The sequence below is a fragment of the Bdellovibrio sp. HAGR004 genome (genome assembly GCF_055397015.1).
Window position 1 is genome coordinate 489,285 of sequence record NZ_AP029176.1, and the last position, 20,634, is coordinate 509,918.

A 20,634-nucleotide genomic window follows, 5' to 3' on the forward strand; every position below is an offset into this window, starting at 1 on the left:
GTTCTTATGGCGCTGGGTGCGGCAACATCAAATGAAAAAAGTTCATTGAAAATCAATAGTTAGATTTCCCACGGGCGAATCTGCAGCCACGGGCTGATACAAGCCCTAGGGCCAGAAATGTAAAAAATTGAGACGTATCACTTTAGGAATTTCTGGGGACTCCGATGAGTAAGGTAAGAAATGAATCGCCCAAGGGCACCACGGTAGGTGCACCGAGTTTCAAGGATCGAAGCTCGGAAATCTTCAAGGAGGAGGAAACATGGGTCTCAGAATTAATACGAACAGTGCTTCGTTGAATGCTCAGAGAGTTCTCTGGGGGACGAAGATCGGTCTGGATAAGAGCATGGAAAAGCTCGCTTCCGGTTTCCGCATCAACAGAGCTGGTGATGATGCCGCCGGCCTAGCGATCTCTGAGAATTTGAAAGCTCAGATTCGCGGTCTGAAACAAGCATCCCGAAACGCTCAAGACGGTATCTCTCTGGTTCAAGTGGCCGAGGGTTCCATGAACGAGATCTCTTCGATCTTGATCCGTCTAAGAGAATTGTCCGTACAGGCAGCCTCCGATACTATCGGTCCTGTAGAAAGACAGTTCCTGAACGTGGAATACGATCAATTAGTGTCAGAGATCGACCGTATCTCCGAAGGCACAGAGTTCAACGGAACTCAGTTGTTGGCGGGTGTAGGTTCCATCCTGGACTTCCAAGTTGGTACCAGAAATAATCCTGAAATCGACCGTATCTCTTTCGATGCTTCCAAAGCTGACGCAAACTCTGCCGCTTTGGGTGTGAACCTGACCTCTGTTGCCGACAAAGCTTCTGCTCAGAACGCTTTGGCAGCGATTGACCAGGCGATCGTCAGTGTCTCCGCAATGCGTGCAGACTTTGGTGCGATTCAGAATCGTCTTCAATCTACAGTTTCAAACATTCAAGTGTCTGTAGAGAACATGTCAGCTGCGAACTCTCGTATCAGAGACGTGGATGTGGCTGAAGAGACATCTGAAATGACCAAGAACAACATCTTGTTGCAAGCCGGTACTTCCGTCCTAGCACAAGCAAATTCCCAAGCTAACGTAGCACTTGGACTCTTGAACAAGTCATTCCAGGGTTAATCCTTGGAGTGACCTAGGTTCCCGATCTTGACTGATCAAGATCACCCTCAAGTGTAACGACCCGAGCTCTGTAAAACGAGCTGACAATTTGATCTGTTTCCTGCGACCGAGGCCGTCTTTCACGGCGGCCTCATTTTTCAGTCACATCTTGACTGACGGGGAGTGGATTTAAGAAACAGGATTCTGCATCCAGTTTCTGAATGTGTGACCGATTTTTTTGATAAAGGACTCCGTTGCGAGTGACCTTGTCCGTCAATTTTAGATGCTGCTTTTTCTCTTCTGCAGTGACCGATTTTTCAGAAAATTTTCCCTCAGCAAAAATAAAAAAGAAAAGAAAAAAACTGGACTCGAGCCGTTGTAATTTATTTCCGAAAAGTAAGCAGGGAACTGTATCGCAAGTTCCGAATATTAATTTTACAGGTGCACGGATCGCGCCTTATGCCAACGGATGGCACATTTTCACGGAGGAAGAACTATGAAGCACGGAGGATAGAATGGGATTAAGAATCGGTACCAATGTGGCAGCGTTGAATGCACAAAAAAATCTGTACATGACTAACATCAACGCAAACAGATCAATGGCAAGATTGGCTTCTGGAATGAGAATCAATCAAGCTGCTGATGATGCTGCAGGTCTTGCGATCAGCGAAAACCTCAAAGGACAAATCAGAGGTTTAAGACAGGCCAACCGAAATGCCAACGACGGTATTTCTCTTGTGCAGGTCGCGGAAGGCAGCTTGAATGAAGTCTCCAATATGCTCATTCGTTTGAGAGAGTTGGGTGTACAGGCTTCCTCTGACACTATTGGTGAAACTGAAAGAAAGTTTTTGGACGTTGAGTATCAACAGCTGAAATCCGAGATCCAGCGTATTACGGAATCCACGGTTTTCAACGGTTACGAGCTGCTCAACGGTACTGGTGGAATGATTGATATTCAGGTCGGCGTAAACAACGACCCGTTCCGTGATCGCATCAGCTTTAATGCCGGTGCGGCCAATGCCACTATCGATGCCCTGGGATTGACGGCAGAAAGTGTGGCGACGAAGGAAGGAGCTCAGCTGAGCTTGGATACCATCGATCAGGCCCTGACATCGGTGAACGCGATTCGCGCGAACTTCGGTGCCTTACAGAATCGTCTGCAATCAACATCCAACAACTTGTTGATCGCTGATGAAAACTTGTCGGCGGCGAACTCCCGAATCAGAGACACTGACGTGGCGGCAGAGACCTCTGAGATGACAAGAAATAACATCTTGTTGCAAGCCGGGGTTTCCGTTTTGGGTCAGGCCAACCAGTCACAACAATTGGCTTTGAAGCTCTTGGGCTAATAAGTTAAAAAGCAAAAGGCGGCTCCTTTAAAAAAGAGCCGCCTTTTTTATTTTCTGTTCCCATGTTTTCAACGGACTTTCATTTAGACAAATGCCGCCCAGAGTAATGCGAATATTGTTGAATTGGGGCCTTCCGCAAGGCACGAACAAAGTCTATGAAATTCATTGCGGCTTTTCTTTGCAGTATGGTGCTTCAGGCTCAGGCAGCCTGGGATTTGAATGACGTTTCTTATTTGATGCCTTTGCCGAACAAAGTGGGCGAAGATTCTTTGCTGAAGCTGGAAAGCCCCGCCCGCGGTGGAGCTTTATTGCCCCTATCCTTTGTAAATCAGATTCCGGTCTTGGCTATCGATCGCAGCCGTGAAGAGGTCAACACCACTTTGCGTGTGGTGGGTGTTCGTATTGATCCTTGCTTCCCTCTGCCAACGCCTCAGTCTTGCCAGCGTCAGATTCGCCTTGTGTGGCAGCCGATAGAATTATCCCGTCGTGATGAAATCCAGTCTGTGGATGCAGCATTGCACAGTTTCTATGTTCTGCAGGACTGGGAGTTTGACGGTCTTTTGAAAGAGCTGGCGGCGTGGAAAAAGAAACACTCAGTGAATACGACCTATCTGCCATTGCAGGTGCACCCGGCGTGGAAACAGCAAGGGGATGCGGCCCCGGCTTTTGCTGAATTTAATAAAATTATTCTGAAGTACGCTGGCGCCGAAAACTTTACGCGTGTGACAGCCATGGTGCTGCGGGGGAATGCTGACATGTGGGCCTTTGCGGGCTTCGAACCCACGGAGGGTGGCAAGTTGCAAATGTTGTCAGTGCCTCGATTGGGAGATCGCAAGGCGCAGTCCTTTATAAATCTGGCGGTTCCTCAAGATCACTTTGCGGGCGGGGGCATTGCTCCTTCACCGAAAGGGCCGGATACTTTCAGCAACCTGGCTGGAGAATCCATCCGCCTGGATGAGCCGGGGACAGAGGAGTTGATTCGTAAAGAGGTGCGGGCTGCTTTCCGCGTGGAAAATCCCAAGAATTTCAACCCGGAAAACATGGACTGCGTCAGTTGTCACGTGGCTCAACCGGCTATTCAATGGGTTTTGAATAAACGTCCGGAACTTAAAGTCGATCAACTGTGGAGTCATGAAATCTATGCCAACGCCAAATACAATCTTGGCAACATGAGCCCTGAAGTGTGGAACACTCACCAGATCAGAGCTTTTGGATATTTCGGACGAAACGTGGCAATCAGCCAAAGAACGATCAACGAGTCCGCCGAGGTGGCGGACTTGATCAACAGAATTACTGCGCAAGAGTAAGAGGAATCAAATCCACCGCAAAGCGGGCATTTTCCTGATACTTGTACTCGATGTCGCCACCCAGGCGGACCGAGTTGTTTTCCGGATCATAAGCCCAACCGCCCGCAACTTTGTTCGGGATGATCTGGCCACGGCCCGCATTAAGTTCTGCCGGCGTGCCGTAACGAACTCGAACCTGTAATACGCCATTGTCAACACGTGGACGCTGGCTCAGGAAGATCTCTTTCGCCAAAGTTTTTTTGGTGATATCAGAACCGATACGCGCCAGATCGTCACCGAAGTTCTTGTTCACGATGCCGACAATGTATTTTGACTTAATGGTTTCTGGAGATCCTTTTTCCTCGTTGGCCAGAACAATCAGTTCTTCCAGCTTTTCAGGACCAAAACCTTTGCAGGTGCCGTTGTTTTTTGGTGTCTTCTGAGTCATGTCAAAGCACTGAGGGTTGTATTTCGGATGAATACGCAAAGCCCAGTCCTTGTATTCGTCAGCGTCATTGGCCTTCACAAGAACGCCATAAACGGACAGCTTGTTCGCCTTGCCACCTTTGAAATCCAAAAGTGTGCGAGTCATTTGCTCCGTTGTGATACGAGAGTTTTTGATTTCATCAGCGTCCGTCAGGAAAACCACTACCAGCTGTGCTTCGGGGCGGAAGAAGCCTTCATTGACACCACCACGACCCGACTTTTCCAAAGCGGCCGTCAGGGGAGCAAAGAATTCTTCGTCTTCAGGACCGCCCTGAGAGTAAGGCGCAACACCCACGTTCAAAGAAGAGGACAAAATGCTCTTTTCTTTCTTCGTTACATAACGCTTGTTGTAGGACTGACCTTTGGAATCCTTGATGTAGCGCAGTTCGCCGATCTGGAAGGAGTCCTTTTTTGTTTTTGCGAAACGTTCAGAACTGTCCCAAGTTGTGATCACACCAATGTGGTAGTCGATCATCGCATTCTTGTTAATGCCGTTGGTAAAACGATCCAAGTTGCGTAACAGGTTTTCCTGGGCCGACTTCATACTTTCAGAATTGTCCGTCACGAACAGGATGTCCACTTGCGGGTTGAAGTCCAACTGGCTTTGACCGCCATCCTCAGTGATCCATGTGAATTTCTGTTCCTCAACGTGTTCATACTGAGGGATTTCCACAGGAGTCGGTGGAACTTCGGGTTGTTGCGCCATAATACCGCTGGATTCCGGACTGCAGGCCGCAACCAGCATCAAAGCAGAAGCATAAATGCAAAGGGCAATGACTTGTTTCACATTTTCCTCCTGATGTTCTGCGGGCAGGTTTTGGCTGCCACGTCGTACTTATCAAGTTCATCAATCCAAGGACGACCGTCATCCATGAAGACCAGTTGATCTTCACCTGTTTTTTGGAAGTCACCTTTTGAGTAAAGCTCTTGGGCCAGTTTCATGTCGGTATGAATTCTTTGAATGGCTTCAACCTCGATCAAATTCAACTTCTGAACGATACGGAAGTTGGCTTCAGACTCAGTCTTTGCCAGCTGCTTCATGCGGTTTTTAAGTTTCGCAAAGCTTTCCTGCTGGATCTTGGCAACTTGAGACTGCAAAGTGGGCTGAGTGTTGCGGTCCTTCAGGATTTCCAATGCTTTTTCAGAAACCTTGAAACGCAGCATTTCCTTCTGAAGATCCAGATCCTTATAGTAAAGAACCGGCAGTGTCAGCAGTGATTCCGCAACTTCTGAGGCTTTCAGTGGGAAGTTCACGGTCTTGGACAAAACCTTGGCAAAGGATTCGTTCATGCCGGTTTCAGCCAGCTTTTGAACTTCCAGGATACGGTTTCTTTGTCTTTCCTTAAAGGCTTCGTGAGTTTCAAAGACACCTTTGTAATCACAGATTCTTAATTGAGTCAGAGAACGCAGGAAGTAAGCCTCTGAATTAACAACCTCACCAAACTGCGGGCTGATCAGAGTTTTGGTTTGTGCCAGAGCTTTTTCGGAATCATTTTTACGGAAGTATGCCCAGCCTTTTTCTTCGACGGCTTCAAACCAGTAGTCGCTGCCTTTGGGGATTTGGTTGTAAAGCTTCAAGGACTCGTCAAACTGACCCTTGGCAAAAGCCAAACGGGCTTTTTTCATGGATTCTTTGCCTGAGCAATCCACACACTTCGGCAGAATCTCTTTTTCCAGAGTCTTGAAATCCAAAAGCTTTAAGGCTGTGGCATTGTCCTTGGCGGAGAGGGCTTTTTCAAAAGACTGACCCCAGTTCTTTAGAACAAGCGTCTCTGCAGCGCCAGCGACGGACGCTGTGCCTAGCAAAGAAGCGATAAGAATGTTCTTAAAAAACAAGCTACGGGAGATCATAAAATGAATCCGATTCCCAAAGAGCCCACAACAGTGTCCAGAGTTCTGGAGCCTGTGACAGGCTGATCTTTATAAGTTTGATATCTCATCTCTGCGCGGGCTGAGATGTGTTTCGTGATCCAGGCACCCACACCAGCACCAGCTGTCATCAAGCTGGTTGTGCCGCTGGAAAGAGTCATCTGACCACCACCTGCCAACAAGTAAAGGTCAAACTGAGTCACACCCATGTCCAGGAAGCTGGTTTTACCGTAAATCGGGTACCAGTTCACAACGGCCATGGCAGCGTTTTCCGGATAATCGATATCCACCGCATAGGCGCGGCCGCCGGCTTCGTAGTTCTTTTTGGCTTGATCGAAGATACGCTGACCCTCGTCGGTCAGTTTGTTGCCGTAATCATAGTAGCGAACGCCCAAAGACCAGCGGGGAGTGATATGATAATCAGCTGCCAGACCCAAAGACTGGGTTTTTACGTAAGAGTCACCACCGAAAACGCTGCCGTAAGAAACGCCGAATTCAACCCGGTTGCGTCTTTCAACGATACGGTCCTGCACGATGCGCGTGCGTGTCTGGGACTTGATGTTTTGAGCCATTTCCATCAATTCCTGATTTCCACCCAGGGAATCAATGTCATCAGCCAAAGTGGCCTTCTTCGCAGAGGCCTTACCAGCCGCCATCGCTGGAGACGCCATAAAGGCGGCGGCAATGACGGAAAGAGAAAGAAGCTTAAGTGTTGTTTTCATTATTGGGCTCCTTGGGAAGCCTGCTCAGGCGCAAAACGAATTTTCAACTGAGTCAGGGATTCTGGAGTTGACAGTCCATTTGGACCATAAACTTTAAAGCTAAGGCGAACACGCACCCCATTAGCATTCACCATGAATGTCCCATCTTTCGCCAGTTGCGGTTGCACAGCGATCTTCTTTGTGTCGAAGACCAACTTGAACTTCCAGCGAGAGTCCCCAAGGTATTCAGGATCTTTTTGTTTCGAATCAGCAATAACGTGACGAGAGCCATCCAACTCCAGGAAATCGTTCCCGGCTGTGTAGCTGACACCATCATAGCTCACAACTAGACGTGGCTTCTGCTGGCTGCGGCCGTCGATGCCTGGTACTTTCACCGTGACGGTAAAGACAGTTTCAAGGCCCTGCATCACTTCAGAACCCAGTCCATCCACTTTCAATTCAGACGGAGCTTCCTGGTTTTTGAACACGAACAAAGTCGTTTCTTTTTCACGCACAAGGCCTTTGAGCTTGTCAGCATTCTGGCTTGTGGCTGAAACAACCTCAGCGACGAATTTAACATTCACAGCTTTCATGTTGGCCGTGGATGCCACAGTGTAAAGAGCCGGGTTGTATTTCAGAATATAAAGATCTTTTTCCTTTTCAGAAGCTTCCAGTGTCGCACCTTCAGGCAGACCTTGAGCTGTCAGCTTGATCTGAACGCCCGGAATAAGAACACGTGCGTAAACTTTGAAAGAAGATTCCTGACCTTCGTTGAAGGTCATTTGTGCATCCGGAGTGATCACGATGAACTTTTCGTCAACAGTGGATTCTTCTTTCACCACGACTTTGGGCTTTTCAACCACAACAGTGTTGGTGATTTCGCGAGGCTTGTCGGGACCGTGAGTGATCACATCCTGAGAGTGTTTTCTCAAAGTTTCAAGAGTCGAATTTGGTACAGGATCCTTCTTCCAATCACCGCAACCGGCAAGGATCAAAGTCACTGGAACGGTCAGAATAGTGGTTTTCAGAAAGTTCATTTTGTACCTCTCTTAGCGGCTGCTCACGCGCATAAGTTCAAATGGGTAAAGAACGTCAACATTTACATTTCCAACAGGGCGAGGGAACTGCCATGATTTCATTCTCTGCAGCATGCAGTTTTCAACCATACGAGATCCCAGGGAAGACTGAGCCACTTTCGCCGTGGTGATTCTTCCCGCCGGACCGATCACGAAGTCCACGGCCACGCGTCCACCGATGGATGGCTGTGCCTGAAGACCCTTTTCATAACAGTAGATGATCTGACCCTTGTTTTTATTGATAACCGCGATGATCTGGTCACGATCCAGACCGCCTTCGACAGTGGCTTCTTCATCCAATGGCAAGCTGACAGCCGAAGTGCCACCCACCAAAGAGATCTTGCCGTAACCGGCGCGACCACCACCAACACCTTTCGTGCCGTAGCCACCCGCGCTTTGCGCACGACCGCTGCCTTCACCGGCAGAACCTGCGATCAGGCCGTTACCTGGAAGGTAACCTTTGATGCCACCACGGCCTGCGGAACCGACGCCGCCACCGCCGCTGCCCACGCCGGCAGAACGGATGGCCTTCATAGAGTTGTTATCCAGTCCCTCGTAGCCACGAGTGCCTTTCGGTGTGCCACCCAAAGCGGCCAACGCACCAATACGGCTGACGTCTTTGGCTTTGGCTGTGTTCACCTTGTAGGGTTTTGTCTTCAGCTTGGCTTGGGCTTTGGGTCTATAGACTTTGTTGGTCTGTTTGATTTTGGTTTGAGAGACCTTCACGTGGGCGCGAGGCTCCTGAACTTTTTGAGCGGGCTCTTCTTTGGGAAGAACGATCGTCACTAAAGTAGGCTCTTCTTTTTTAGAGAAATAAGAAGCCCAGATCCAGGTTCCCATCATCAGACTCAGAACGGCTGCGATATGCGCCAAGGTGGTCTTTTTCAGAACCACTTTCAGCTGCTCGTCGTCCTGGTCTTCGGAAAGCTGATAGGTCGGACTGTTTGCAGGCACTCCATTGGCTGCCAGACGCAGATGCCCCAGGCCTTCCAAGGCAACGCCTTGTTCGTTCATCTGGGAAAGATCAATGGTTTGCAAAAGACGGTATTCGATCTCGTTGGATTCAAGAGTTTGAAGGTTGGAAACCGCTTCGATACGACGACTGTCTTTCAAGTACACGATATTCAGCGATTCAGAGTCCACGGCAAAGGTGCGGACCTTTTGTCCCAACCTATTTTCAAGAATTAACAGCTTTGCAGTACTCATATTCAATCCTAGTTTCTTTTCTCGTCTTGGTCGATTTTGTCATCGAACCGGTTTCGACCACCCAGCAGATCCTCCAGAAGCTTGTCATTCTCAACGGTTGCTTTGGTGTTCAACGAACTCTGGTACTTACCTCTGAGGGCACTGCCATCAAATTTGAACGAGGTGCCGAGTTTGGGCCTATGGCTTTGCTCTTTTTTCACCTTATTCGCTCCTGTCGCCTTTTGAGACGCAGAAGCTGGTACCGCTAGTAGAGATAGCAAAAGGGGGGCCAGAAAAATCACCTGTTTCATAGGCTTTTTCCTCTCTGAATTTGATTTAAACGGGCTTCCAGGTAAGACGGCATCAGAGGGTGGCCCATTTTTGTCTCTAGGTATTTCAGGTTTTCAAGGTCACGCACATTGGACGGGTTTTCAGACACGGATTTACGTGCAGAAACCAGATCTTTTCTCGTGAATGAAGAACTGTCCAAAGCGTCGGCTACAGCGGTTTTCATGCGACCACGGCCTGGCAGTTCTTCCAGAATTTGCATTTCACGCAGCAGAAGCTTCTGAATTTCCGGACGAGCCATCTTGTATTCATTCGCCAGTTGCGCCAAAGCTGGAGAACTTGCCCACAGCTCATCCATTTTCTGACGAGCTGTTTTAGCCTTTACCAGATAAGGCTTGGAACGGCCTTTAAGGATATCAACATACTGCTTTTGCTCTGCCGGGCTCAGACCTTTAGGCATTGGTAAAGCCGCCAAATCACGAACCAGGCGCTCATTTTCAGAGGCCACTATATTCAACATGATCAGCTGGGCTGTGATGTCTTTCAGGGCCACAGATTCGCTTAGAAGTTTGTCCGCTTTCGCTGTCAGGCCCATGCGTTCCTGAATGGATTTTTGCACGGTACGATCATTCTTTGCGTTCAACTGGTGACGGGCAATCGTTGGATGGAATTGGCCCACTTTATTGTAGAAGTCCTGCTTCTGGAAGAACTGAGCCGCTGATTTACGACGAAGCTCTTTCATCTCAAACACGGATTTCAAACCCTTTTTGTCCAGGGTGCGCGCATAAACCAGCAAGGCTGTTTCATTCAGAAGATCTGGTTTTGCCTTCAGCTCTTTGGCTTGCACTTTAAGTTCTTTGACCGGGTTGGAGGACAACAGAACCAAACGGGATCTCATCACCAAAGCGCGCTCACCTTTAAGGCCTGCCTTCAAGGCGGATTTGTAGTGCCTTTCCGGATTCAAATCAGCCAGATCCGCCAGGGTGCCCAGGCGGAACTCGCGTTCTTTTTCGGACATCTTGGAGTTTTGAACCTGGGATGCCATACGGTAAGCATTCTTGAAATCCAGATGCTTTTCATAGTGAGCAGCCAATTGTTCGCGCAATTCATCTTTGCGAGAAGCCGGAACTTCAGGCATCGCAATCTGTGCCAGGGTCGCCTGAACGTAGGTGGAGTCTTCACCAGTCTTTTTAGCCAAAACACTGATGTTGTTATAAAACAGGATCTTTTCGTCGGCCTTCGCTCCAGAGACGTCTGTCGTCAGAACTTTTTTAAGAAGTTTTGAATGTTCTGAAGTGGAAGATTTGGGGTTGTTGGCAACAGCAGCCACCTGATTCATCAGGGCTTTGCGAGCCAGAGTTGCAAATTCAACTTTGTGAGCAGGGAACTTTTCAGAGTATTCCCAGGCCCACTCTTGCAGAACTTCCTCATCTTTCAGTTGAGCAGCGGCATCCAAGGAGAGATCCGCAGCCTTCTTACGAAGATCGGTATTGCCTTTTTTATCCAACGCCAGTTTGTTGAATGCCAAGGCGGCTTCTTTCAGATTTTTTTCCTGATAGCTCAGATATGCCAGCTGATAGCGGACTTCGAAAGATTTGGCATCGTCATCAGAGTATTTCAAGAAGTGCAGATAGGCCTCACGACGCAGTTTAAGGTCCTGGGACTTTTCTGCCGCGGAAACTTCATTGGCCAAAGCTGTTTCACGCTCTTTTTCAGAGAAAGAACGGCTTTCGCTGATGCTGCGATAAATCTGGATAGCCAATGGATATTTCGCCATATCCATGGCGATCTGGGAACCACGGTTCGCCATCTCGATATCCGAAGGGAAGGTCTTGTTATAGATCAAGTAAGCGTTCAGAAGATCCTGATCCGGCTTCAATTTCTTGGAGCGGTGAAGTTCTGTTACATAACGCTTCATGGTTTTCTGCAGTTCTTCGCATTTGGATTCTTCACAGCCGGTGTTTTTGAAAGCTGCGGCAGCTTTGGCGAAGTCTTGAGTCGATTGAGTGGTCTGTCCACGGTCGTAGTTGACCTGCGCCAGGCGAACGAAAGCCTCCAGGCGTTCTTCTTTGGTTAGATCCGGTTGTTCCAAGTAACGATTTAAAATTTTGTGCGCCGCCTGCTTTTGTCCCAGGCGGTCGGCTTCAGAGGCAAAGTGGAACATCAGCTCTTTACGGTTTTGAGCAGGAGCCAGAGACTCGAATTCATTGATTTCTTTGTCATTGATGGCTTTACGGGAGTAGAACGTCGCCAGATCTCTCATGATATCGGCGTGGAAGACAGGATCATACTTAGATCCCTCTTCGGTGTCGCGAGTGATGAGGTGTTTGTTTCTAAGCAGGTTTTCCATGATCGCGATGGCCGAGGAAAGCTTTTCCTCGTTGAAATCACACCAAGCCATATTGTAGGTGACCAGTGCACGATTTTCCAATTTGTCGTCTTTAAGCGCAATCACGTAGTTTTTTCGAGCTTCAGCGAATTTGTTCTTTTGGAAAAGAAGATCACCCAAGGCCGCGTGAGAACGGGACACGATGGAAGGATTGATCTTTTTGGCCTTGGCTTCTTTGATGATTTGTTCAAACAGGCGAATGGCATTGTCATTTTGACCGGCCATTTCATACAAGTGCGCCAATTGGAACAGGATCGGACCGTGTTCGTTGAGACGAACCTGACGAAGAAGCTCTTCGTAAATGGCAATGGCTTTTTGACGGTCGGCTTTGGAGCCTTTGCAACCGTCGCAGTTTGCCTCCACTTCGGTCATAAAGCGGTCACGGGCACGTTCAGCCAAAAGATCGGCCAAACGTTGTTGGGTGGGAACCCAAGATGGATCTTCCTTGCCGATGGCAGACAGGACCCGTTCCATCTTCTGGATAACCAGGTCCTGAGTTCCCGAGTTCATCTTGTCAGCATGGGCAAGACGAACATTCAATACTCCGAGGCAAACAACACTGAGAATGGTGATTCGTCTTAGATTTTTCATTTTCCAGGCACCACAGCAAATTTAAGTTTTTCGATACCGGCCAGAGAGCCTGCTTTGATCAAAGGATCCAGCTCGGCGTATTTCATTTCTGTATCCGCCTGGATCATCAACTCGAGGTCTTTTTCCTCGGAGTTCTTTTTGATTTCTGCCAGCTTGTCTGTCAGGTCACGCGCAGCAATTCGTTTGTCGTCCAGGAAGTAATTGCCCTTCTCGATGCGCAGAATCGGAGCCACCTTTTCGACACCCTGACTGTGATTGGCGGTTGGAAGACTGATGCGGGATGGGATTTGTGTTTCCATGCCACCATTTTGAGTTCCAATCAGCAGATAAATCACGATGATCGAAAACGCATCGATCAGTGAAGTCAGCGGCAACGCCAAAGCCAGATCACGACGAAGCGGGCTTTGTTTTTTGCCGCCACCACCCAATGCAAGAGCTTCTTTCATTGGAGAGCGTTTGGCTGTGGAAGTTTCCAAAAAGGATGTCTTTTTCATAGTTCCTACCCCAGCGGGGACAAGCCCACGCCTTCAAAGGCACTTTGTTTAAGTTGATCCATCACGCGGATCACATCACCGTAGGATGTGTTCGCTTCTGGACGCACAACACTTGTTTTAAGATCTGGATACTGATCGCGAAGCGCTTTGAGTTTTCCTTCCAAAGCTTCCCAGTTCACGCCCTTGGTGGATTTGCCAATGCGGGATTCAAGGACTTTGGCTTTAGGAACATCTCGCAAAGAGAGTTGAACGCCACCGTCAGCAGCCATCGTCACCCACAACGAAGGGGGATTTTTGGCGCCGGCTGTGGAGTTGTCTCCAATGGCCTGCTTTGTATCCAAAGTCCCGATCTGAACAAACACCGCCGTCAACAACAGAAAACAAATCAGGACGGAAAGGATATCCAGAATAGGAAGGATATTGATTTCAAAGTTCAACTCTTTCTTGTGGCTCATACAAGAGATCTTTCTTTCTTGTCAGATACCGGTGCGTAGTGGAAACCCAACTGGATGAACAAGTTCAACGCGGCTTTGTTCAGATCTTCCGTCAAACGGGAAGCACGGTTTTGCAGAACCGCGTACATGATCAAAGCAGGAACCGCAACCAACAGGCCGTAAGCTGTTGTATTCATCGCCAAAGAGATACCGTTGGAAAGAATCGCCGCTTTTTCAACCGGGTTGGCGTTGGCAATACCCGCGAAAGAGTGGATCAAACCGGTGATGGTACCCAATAGACCGATCAGGGTTGCCACGTTGGCAAACATCGCCAAGAAGCCAATGCGCTTTTCAATACGAGTGTTTTCCTCAAGAAGAATTTCATCCATCTTAAGTTGGATTTCTTCTTTGCCACCCATATCAATAGCGGCCTGAATACCCGCAGAGGCAACAACACCCAATGGCTCTTTGGCGCTCAATTGCAGGGAACGACGAAGAGCCTTGTCCAAGTTACCGCTTTTAATATCTTCAGCGATCGCTTTAGAAAGCTCTTTTTGATTGATCTTGCGATTGACGAAAAGAGCGATAGAGCGCTCAGCGATAATCGCTACAGACACGACTTGAGCAGCCAAGATAGCCCACATCCAGAAAGCGTCTGAAGAAGTAAAACCACGACCAAGTGACAATAGGAATTCCATAAGTCCTCCGTTAAAAGAATCCGAACCCTTAAGAGCAAGGGGGGTGCCAGAGCCCAGCGTCTCATTACGAGGCTTTAAAGGATCAGACTGTGCATTAATTTAACGGAGGTGACGTTTTAGGGCGTCACTATTGAAAAAGGCCGGTTTGATCTGTACCCCAAATTTCGGACAGGAAAATAAAAGACCCTGTCCCATTTTTGGGGTATTTTCGTATAAAAAGGAAGCAGATCATGGGCTCACTGTCCGAAAGAGATCGCCGAGATCTTGAGAAGAATCCGAATGTTCTAAAGGTAACGCAGTCCAATGTTGCCTATACCCCCGAATTTAAGGTTAGGGCCTTAAGGCTTCGGGAAGAGGGACAAACTCCTAGTCAAATTTTTAAAGATGCTGGTATTAACCTATCCTTATTTGGTGTGGATTATGCCAAGAAGTGCCTTCAGCGTTGGGAAAAGATGTCTACCCAAGAAGGTGGATTAAAGAAAGACCGCCGAGGTTCTAAGTCTACAGGTCGACCCAAGGGAAAAAAGCTTAAATCAGCAGAAGATGAAATCGCTTATCTTCGCGCGGAGAACGACTTCCTAAAAAAGCTCCGCGCCTTGGAGGCAAAATACGCAAACAAGAAAAGTTCGCGTTGATTAGCAAGGCGGTCAATCATCGGCCTGATCTATGTCTCAGCAGGCTGTGCGCTCAGGCTCAAGTCAGTACCAGTGGCTATTACTACTGGTTTGCCCAAAGAGCATCTCCCCAGGTCATCACAACAGACGCGGAATGGGTGCAAATCATTTTTGCGTATAGAAGGGGTAAAGCCGGCGCTAGGACAATAAAGATGCTTTTGCAACGCCACTTCTGGATCAACATGAACCTGAAGAAAATTAGACGGTTAATGAAGAAGTACGGCCTTCAGGCGACTATCCGACGTAAGAATAAGTACAAGCAAGGCTGGGCATCAGGTGAGGAACACCGGGTAAGTCCGAACATCCTAAGCAGGCAATTTAATGTTGAAAAGAAAGACACAGTTTATTCAACAGACATTACCTACTTAGACTATGGCAAAGGAAACAGGGCTTATCTGTCAGCCGTAAAAGACTTGGCAGTGAAAGATATCGTCCACTATACGGTTTCTCCTGGAGCTGGACTACACGTTGCGATTCGAGGCCTGGAAGACCTATTCAGCCGAAAGCCAGAGAGTTTGATCATGCATTCGGACCAAGGGTGTCACTATACATCCAAGACGTATCGAGATCTTTTGTCTAAGTGGGGTGTCACCCAGTCCATGTCCAGAAAAGGCAACTGCCTGGACAATGCGCCTATAGAAAGTTTTTTTGGTCATTTAAAAGATGAAGTGGATCTTCAAAGTTGCCATACGTTTGAGGAATTGGTAGCAGAGATAGACCGTTATATTAACTACTACAATAACGAACGTCCCCAATGGGGCTTAAAAGGAAAAACCCCGGCAGAATGCCGAGGTTTCACTTAGAGGACCCTTTTATTTATCTGTCCACTTTTTGGGGTACAGATCAGTTGCCCGGCCTTTAATTTTATTCTTCAATTGCGGCTGTGATGTTTTCCCATAGCATGGGGCTTAACAGCTCTGAGCCGATCATCATAACGGGCTCAGCGTCTTTGGCGCGGCCACGCTTGGCTTCGGTGGGCAGGTGCCCTGTGCCGCCGTTCAGTTCAAACCAGGAACGACGAATTGCCAAAGAATTTGAAACAAACAGGTGAGGGAACTGTTCCAGTTCCTTTTTGTTGGCTCTTCCATATTCAAAGGTGCTCAGCACGTTGAACTTTCTGGAGGTCTCAATCGACTCCAGTCTTTGGAATCCCAGCTCCATCAGATATTTAAACTTCTGCCGACCGGGTTGTTTGGAGGTGAAGATCAGATCCAGATTTCCGGAAAGGAAATTGGCTTCCAGTTCGTTCAGATCGAAGATATCCAAGGTGATCTTTTTAACGCCCACTTCTTCAAAACACAGTCGAGAAGCGTTCAGGGCAAAGTCGGAAAGACCCTCCAGGGTCCCGATGTGAAGTTCTGCCACCATCTGGTTGTTGCTAATACCCTGCAATTCAGTTTCCAAACGACGGATGGACTTTTCAAAGATCTCTGAAAGCTGAAAGGCCACGCTGGTCCATCCGGATTTTCTTTTGGCCGAACGATCCAGCAGAACGATTTTCAGCTCGTCCTCGATTTTTGCGATAATACGGGAAAGCTGAGGTTGGCTCATGCCCACATGCAGGGCCGCTGCGGATAGATTTTTGAAGTTCACAGCTTTTGCCAGTACGCTCAGCTCATAATACAACTGTTGCATCAAGTCTCCGCATTAAGGTTTTCTGATATAATTTAAAAAGGCCAGCATGCCCAGTAAAGCCGCCATCACATAGCCGATGAAGCTCATTGTTGGCATGCCCATGACGTTACTTCCGGTAGGGTGAACAAAGATAAACGAGGAACTGAGAATCAATGCAGCAATGATCACCGCCAAAAACAGCAGATTCGAGGAGCTTTCCACCGATCTTTTCAGTTCTTTGATTTCACCCACATGCAGACGGAAGGCATGATCGGGGCTGTTCACTTTGCGCAGGAAGAAGTTCAATTGTCTGGGAAGCGAATTCAGGAAGTTTTTGGATTCCCGGGCCATCTGTGACATCTCGTGAATCAACTTGTCCGGACCAAAATGAGTTTTGGCCAGTTCGCCGGCAAATTCCAAAGAATATTGAAGGAAGTCGAAGTCTTTGTGGATCTTGCGTCCCATGCCTTCAATGGCCACGATGGATTTAAAGAACAGCATCAGGTCCGTTGGAACCTGGATATGGTGACGGGCCGCAATCCCTGAGGAGCGCATCAGAACCTTCCCCAGATTGACGTTCTTTAACGTCAATCCGAAATAAGGTGCAATGAGTTCGCGCAAATCCTTGGCGAAGATGTCCACGTTCACGCGGTCCGTAAAAGGTGCCAGATCGACATATTCGTAAGCCAGCCGTTCATAGTCTTCACGGGACAACGCCAGAAGCATATTGGCGATGGAGGCTTGCGTGCGGGAGTTCAATCGCCCAACAACCCCAAAATCGATAAGACCGATCTTGTTTTCCGGAAGAACAAAGAAATTTCCGGCATGCAGGTCCCCGTGGAAAAGACCGTCCTGGAAGACCATTTTAAGGTAGGCTTTTAGCCCCCGCCGAATGACTTCCTCGGGGCTGATCCCAGCTTGCAGCAGCGCAGATTCATGACTAAGTGGAACACCGGGAAGGGCTTCCATCACTAAAACACGCTCGGTGGTCAGATCCAGATAAACTTTGGGGATCTTGATGTTCTCATCCCCGGCGAAATTTTCCTGGAAGCGGCGGATGTTGTTGGCTTCAACCACGAAGTTGGTTTCAAGCTCCAAAGTGCGGAAGTATTCATCCACGATGCCCACGGGATTGTAGGATCTGGTTTCAGGAATATAGGTCACCAACAAATCAGCCAACAGGTACAGGACATTCAGGTCATCATTGATCGTTTGGATAATGCCGGGACGTTGAACCTTGATAACGACATCTTCGCCGGTGCTAAGACGGGCCCTGTGCACCTGGGCGATGCTGGCAGAACCCAGGGGCTCTTTTTCAATGGTTTCGAATTTCTGATAAAGGGTGTTGCCGAACTCTTCGCGCAGAACGGCTTCGACAGTTTCAAATGAAATGGATTGAACACGGTCATGCAGCTTTTCGAATTCAGCGACATACTCTTCGGGAACAAGGTCGGGACGTGTTGCAAGCAGTTGTCCCAGTTTGACGAACGTGGGACCCAGCTCCTCAAAGCTCATCCGCATACGCTCTGGCATTGAAAGGTCTTCAACATCAGAGCTTGCGTTGAGTCTTTGGATAATGAACTTACCGAGCTTTACCTTTTCCGCGACCTGATGAAAGCCGTGCTTTGCGAACACCCCCACGATCGTTCTGAGTCTTGCTGCGTTTTTTAGAGTCTTTCCGATCTGGCGTCCGGTGCTTAAGGCTGTCACTATTCTTCTCCGAATAATCGTTATTATCCCGGAGTTTAGACTGTTCGGCAAACATCAATTTTTTGCTGAGCTTTGGTTTGTCCGCGGCTTCCCCCTGGTGCTGCTCACGGTACTTCTCTGGACCAAGGATCATCTCGAGCAAAGTCTTGTCGGGGCCCTTCTTGTCTTCTTCATCCAGCTGACGTGGTTTCAAATTGTACTGCTTTTCAACCTTACGCAGCTTTTCAGAACTTCCTTCCGGGGCATCTTTGCGAACATCACCGAAGAACCGGGATTTTCCATGCTCCTGAACTTTGTTCTTTTGCTTGAAGCGATCAGGGCCTTCCTCGCGCAAGTTCTTTTTGCCAGTGTCTTTGGATTTGCCGTGTTTTCGGTCTTTTTCGTGTTCTGATCGGCCTTTGCGTTCAGAACGATCCGCATGACGTTCTTCATGGCGTTCTTTGCCGCGGGCAATATGATCTTTCGAGCGCTTCTGTGCATGCAGTTTCTTTAAAACCGCTGCCGCAGATCTTTCCGCACTGGTTTGTTCGTCATGTTCATCCTTGTCCAGCCCGGCCAGCGCAAAGTTGATTTGTCCCTGCTCGGGATCGGCGGCCACCACCTGAATACGGATGTTGTCACCAATATTGTACGAGAAGCCCGAACGTTTTGCGACCAGGCGAAGATTCTCTTCGTCGAACTCAAAACGATCACCACCCAGATCATCCAGACGAACCAGACCGTCGATGTCGTATTCGCGAAGTAGCACGAACACTCCGAATTTCGCCACGGAGCTGATCATGCCATCAAATTCCTGACCCACGAATTTTTCCATGAAGCGGGCTTTTTTGATGGACTGAACCTGACGTTCGGCTTTCACCGAGCGTTGCTCTGCCGCGGAAAGGATTGTTCCCGCTGTCGAAAGATCATCTTCGCTCATCAGGCGATATCGGGAATTTGGCATCACCTGATTTTTAATCAAACGATGCACAATCAAGTCGGGATAACGTCGGATCGGGGAGGTGAAGTGAGTGTAGAACTCAAAACCCAGTCCAAAGTGGCCGACGTTGTTCATGCTGTATTTTGCCTGACTCATGGATCGCAATGTCAGGATGTTCAGGATCTGAGATTCCGGACGGTTCTCAAACTCCTCCAAAGCTTTGGTCAGGCGCTTTTGCAACTTACCAGTGCCCAGTTTGGTTTTTCCGCCGAAGTTTTCCAGATACTTTTCCAAAGTCCGAATCGCCATCTCATTTGGCGGTTCGTGGATACGGTAAAGAGCCGGGATATTGCGACTGGCCAGGAACTTACCCACGGCCACGTTCGCAGCCAGCATCATTTCTTCGATCAAGCGGTGCGAGAACAGGCGTTCAGACCTTTGAATGTCGACCGGGACTCCGGCGCCATCAATAACCAGTTCTGTTTCCGGGATTTCCAGATCCAGAGAACCTTCCTTAAAGCGTTTTGCCATCAGGATTTTCGCCAGGTCATAAAGTCTTAAGATATGCTCTTTGACGTGACGGTGCTTTTCGATGTCATTGCCGTCAATGATCTCCTGGGCTTCACCGTAGGTGACACGGGCTTTGCTTTCCATGACTCCTTCATAGAAGTCGGATTTTACCAGCTCACCAGTGAAGTCAATCAGCATCTCGGCCACCAAGCACAGGCGCGGCACATGAGGATTCAAAGAACACAGTCCGTTACTTAGAACCTCTGGAAGCATGGGGACAACATAGTTCGGGAAGTACACGGAAGTCCCGCGTTCATAGGCGTCTTTGTCAATCGCGGTGCCGATTTTCACGTAGTGGCTGACGTCAGCGATAGCCACATAAAGCAAGAAGCCTTCGTTGGTCATTTCAACATAAACGGCATCGTCGAAGTCTTTCGCCGTCGCACCGTCGATGGTGATCAGGGCTTTGTCGCGCAAGTCACGACGTCCTTGGAAGTCTTTCTCATCAGGCAGCTCGCTGAAGTGTTCGGCCTCTTCCAAAGTCGCTTTTGAAAATTCCAGGGGAATATTGTTCGCACGAATGACCCGCTTGATATCAGTCAAAGGATCCAGTGCATTGCCGATGATTTCTATGACTTTACCTGTGAAAGGTTTGCCGTCATCCGGATAGCTGGTGATCTCAGCGGCGACCAGTTCTTTGTCTTTGGCGCCCATGGAATCTTCAAGTTTGATTTTTAAATCCTGGCCCCAGCCTTTTCCTTCATCGCGAAGGGCGCCGGTTCGTTCGTTCATTTTGTAAAAACGGCCCACCACGGTTTTGGTTCCACGCGAAAGAACTCTAACCAACTCGCCACGGAAGCGTTCACCACCCTTTTCCGGGAAAACTTCGATGGCCACTTTATCGTTGGTCATGATGCCTTCCATGGAATGGCGGGGAATGTATACGTCAGGGTGTTCTTTGTCGTCGGGGATGAAAAAACCAAATCCGTCTGGATGTCTTTTGATGGTGCCGTTGAGGATCTTCTTTTTTTGCATTGTCAGGCTGTATTTCCTTTTATTAGAGATTATCACAAGTTAGGCAGGCGAAAAGGAGAATCTTTGTGCGACAAAAGCGACGCCGAAGTCCTGTTAATGTCAGCAATTACTTGTGATTGAACAGATTAGTTATGACTCTCTGAGATCTTGTAAGAGGTCAGAGAAAAGAGAGGTACTTCATATATAACTGATTTCTTTTCATAACACAAATCTCGAAATTGTCCGCTAGCCGTATTTCT

General features: G+C 48.5%; 18 protein-coding genes. 5 read left to right on the forward strand and 13 right to left on the reverse strand.

Annotation, left to right across the window (positions count from 1 at the left end):
- The first annotated feature begins 259 nt into the window (after positions 1-259).
- The 3 genes from ACZ5ZV_RS02590 to ACZ5ZV_RS02600 all read left to right on the forward strand — a co-directional run bounded on the left by ACZ5ZV_RS02590 (position 260) and on the right by ACZ5ZV_RS02600 (position 3,743).
- Positions 260-1,108, forward strand: coding sequence for a flagellin N-terminal helical domain-containing protein (locus ACZ5ZV_RS02590; protein WP_262554465.1), 849 nt, complete (start codon positions 260-262; stop codon positions 1,106-1,108).
- Between the two features lie 494 nt (positions 1,109-1,602).
- A complete protein-coding gene (locus ACZ5ZV_RS02595) occupies positions 1,603-2,436 on the forward strand; it encodes a flagellin N-terminal helical domain-containing protein (RefSeq protein WP_464119886.1) in 834 nt (277 codons plus the stop codon).
- 155 nt (positions 2,437-2,591) lie between these two features.
- Positions 2,592-3,743 (forward strand): hypothetical protein, encoded by a 1,152-nt coding sequence (locus ACZ5ZV_RS02600; RefSeq protein WP_464119887.1) that lies wholly within the window; start codon positions 2,592-2,594, stop codon positions 3,741-3,743.
- On the opposite strand, the gene ACZ5ZV_RS02605 is transcribed toward ACZ5ZV_RS02600, so the two are convergent.
- From ACZ5ZV_RS02605 to ACZ5ZV_RS02650, 10 genes are read right to left on the reverse strand one after another with little or no spacing between them, the layout of a single operon-like run.
- The gene (locus ACZ5ZV_RS02605; protein WP_464119888.1) at positions 3,727-4,995 is read right to left on the reverse strand and encodes a hypothetical protein; all 1,269 of its coding nucleotides are present in this window, start codon (positions 4,993-4,995) and stop codon (positions 3,727-3,729) included. The genes ACZ5ZV_RS02600 and ACZ5ZV_RS02605 overlap by 17 nt on opposite strands.
- On the reverse strand, positions 4,992-6,059 hold the full coding sequence (locus ACZ5ZV_RS02610) for a tetratricopeptide repeat protein (RefSeq protein WP_464119889.1): 1,068 nt from the start codon (positions 6,057-6,059) through the stop codon (positions 4,992-4,994). Before ACZ5ZV_RS02610 ends, ACZ5ZV_RS02605 begins: the two co-directional genes overlap by 4 nt.
- Positions 6,056-6,799: an outer membrane beta-barrel domain-containing protein gene (locus tag ACZ5ZV_RS02615; protein ID WP_464119890.1), complete on the reverse strand. Its 744-nt coding sequence runs from the start codon at positions 6,797-6,799 to the stop codon at positions 6,056-6,058. Before ACZ5ZV_RS02615 ends, ACZ5ZV_RS02610 begins: the two co-directional genes overlap by 4 nt.
- The gene (locus ACZ5ZV_RS02620; protein WP_464119891.1) at positions 6,799-7,815 is read right to left on the reverse strand and encodes a hypothetical protein; all 1,017 of its coding nucleotides are present in this window, start codon (positions 7,813-7,815) and stop codon (positions 6,799-6,801) included. Before ACZ5ZV_RS02620 ends, ACZ5ZV_RS02615 begins: the two co-directional genes overlap by 1 nt.
- Before the next feature lie 12 nt (positions 7,816-7,827).
- Positions 7,828-9,060, reverse strand: coding sequence for a TonB family protein (locus ACZ5ZV_RS02625; RefSeq protein WP_464119892.1), 1,233 nt, complete (start codon positions 9,058-9,060; stop codon positions 7,828-7,830).
- 8 nt (positions 9,061-9,068) lie between these two features.
- Complete coding sequence (locus ACZ5ZV_RS02630; RefSeq protein ID WP_262554450.1) at positions 9,069-9,350, reverse strand: hypothetical protein; 282 nt, start codon at positions 9,348-9,350, stop codon at positions 9,069-9,071.
- Complete coding sequence (locus ACZ5ZV_RS02635; protein ID WP_464119893.1) at positions 9,347-12,307, reverse strand: tetratricopeptide repeat protein; 2,961 nt, start codon at positions 12,305-12,307, stop codon at positions 9,347-9,349. Before ACZ5ZV_RS02635 ends, ACZ5ZV_RS02630 begins: the two co-directional genes overlap by 4 nt.
- Positions 12,304-12,801 (reverse strand): ExbD/TolR family protein, encoded by a 498-nt coding sequence (locus ACZ5ZV_RS02640; RefSeq protein ID WP_464119894.1) that lies wholly within the window; start codon positions 12,799-12,801, stop codon positions 12,304-12,306. The genes ACZ5ZV_RS02635 and ACZ5ZV_RS02640 overlap by 4 nt, the downstream gene beginning before the upstream one ends.
- Before the next feature lie 5 nt (positions 12,802-12,806).
- Positions 12,807-13,256: an ExbD/TolR family protein gene (locus tag ACZ5ZV_RS02645; protein ID WP_464119895.1), complete on the reverse strand. Its 450-nt coding sequence runs from the start codon at positions 13,254-13,256 to the stop codon at positions 12,807-12,809.
- A complete protein-coding gene (locus ACZ5ZV_RS02650) occupies positions 13,253-13,933 on the reverse strand; it encodes a MotA/TolQ/ExbB proton channel family protein (RefSeq protein WP_464119896.1) in 681 nt (226 codons plus the stop codon). The genes ACZ5ZV_RS02645 and ACZ5ZV_RS02650 overlap by 4 nt, the downstream gene beginning before the upstream one ends.
- A gap of 230 nt (positions 13,934-14,163) precedes the next feature.
- On the opposite strand from ACZ5ZV_RS02650, the gene ACZ5ZV_RS02655 reads away from it, so the two are divergent.
- On the forward strand, positions 14,164-14,568 hold the full coding sequence (locus ACZ5ZV_RS02655; protein WP_464117089.1) for a transposase: 405 nt from the start codon (positions 14,164-14,166) through the stop codon (positions 14,566-14,568).
- Positions 14,565-15,410 (forward strand): IS3 family transposase, encoded by an 846-nt coding sequence (locus tag ACZ5ZV_RS02660; protein WP_464117088.1) that lies wholly within the window; start codon positions 14,565-14,567, stop codon positions 15,408-15,410. The genes ACZ5ZV_RS02655 and ACZ5ZV_RS02660 overlap by 4 nt, the downstream gene beginning before the upstream one ends.
- A gap of 61 nt (positions 15,411-15,471) precedes the next feature.
- On the opposite strand, the gene ACZ5ZV_RS02665 is transcribed toward ACZ5ZV_RS02660, so the two are convergent.
- Genes ACZ5ZV_RS02665 through rnr form a run of 3 tightly spaced genes read right to left on the reverse strand, consistent with a single transcriptional unit; the run spans position 15,472 to position 20,395 of the window.
- Entirely contained in the window at positions 15,472-16,242 is a 771-nt protein-coding gene (locus ACZ5ZV_RS02665; RefSeq protein WP_464119897.1) for a LysR family transcriptional regulator, read from the reverse strand.
- Positions 16,243-16,254: 12 nt separating this feature from the next.
- Positions 16,255-17,856, reverse strand: coding sequence for an ABC1 kinase family protein (locus tag ACZ5ZV_RS02670; protein WP_464119898.1), 1,602 nt, complete (start codon positions 17,854-17,856; stop codon positions 16,255-16,257).
- The gene (gene rnr, locus ACZ5ZV_RS02675) at positions 17,804-20,395 is read right to left on the reverse strand and encodes a ribonuclease R (protein ID WP_464119899.1); all 2,592 of its coding nucleotides are present in this window, start codon (positions 20,393-20,395) and stop codon (positions 17,804-17,806) included. The genes ACZ5ZV_RS02670 and rnr overlap by 53 nt, the downstream gene beginning before the upstream one ends.
- Between the last annotated feature and the right edge of the window lie 239 nt (positions 20,396-20,634).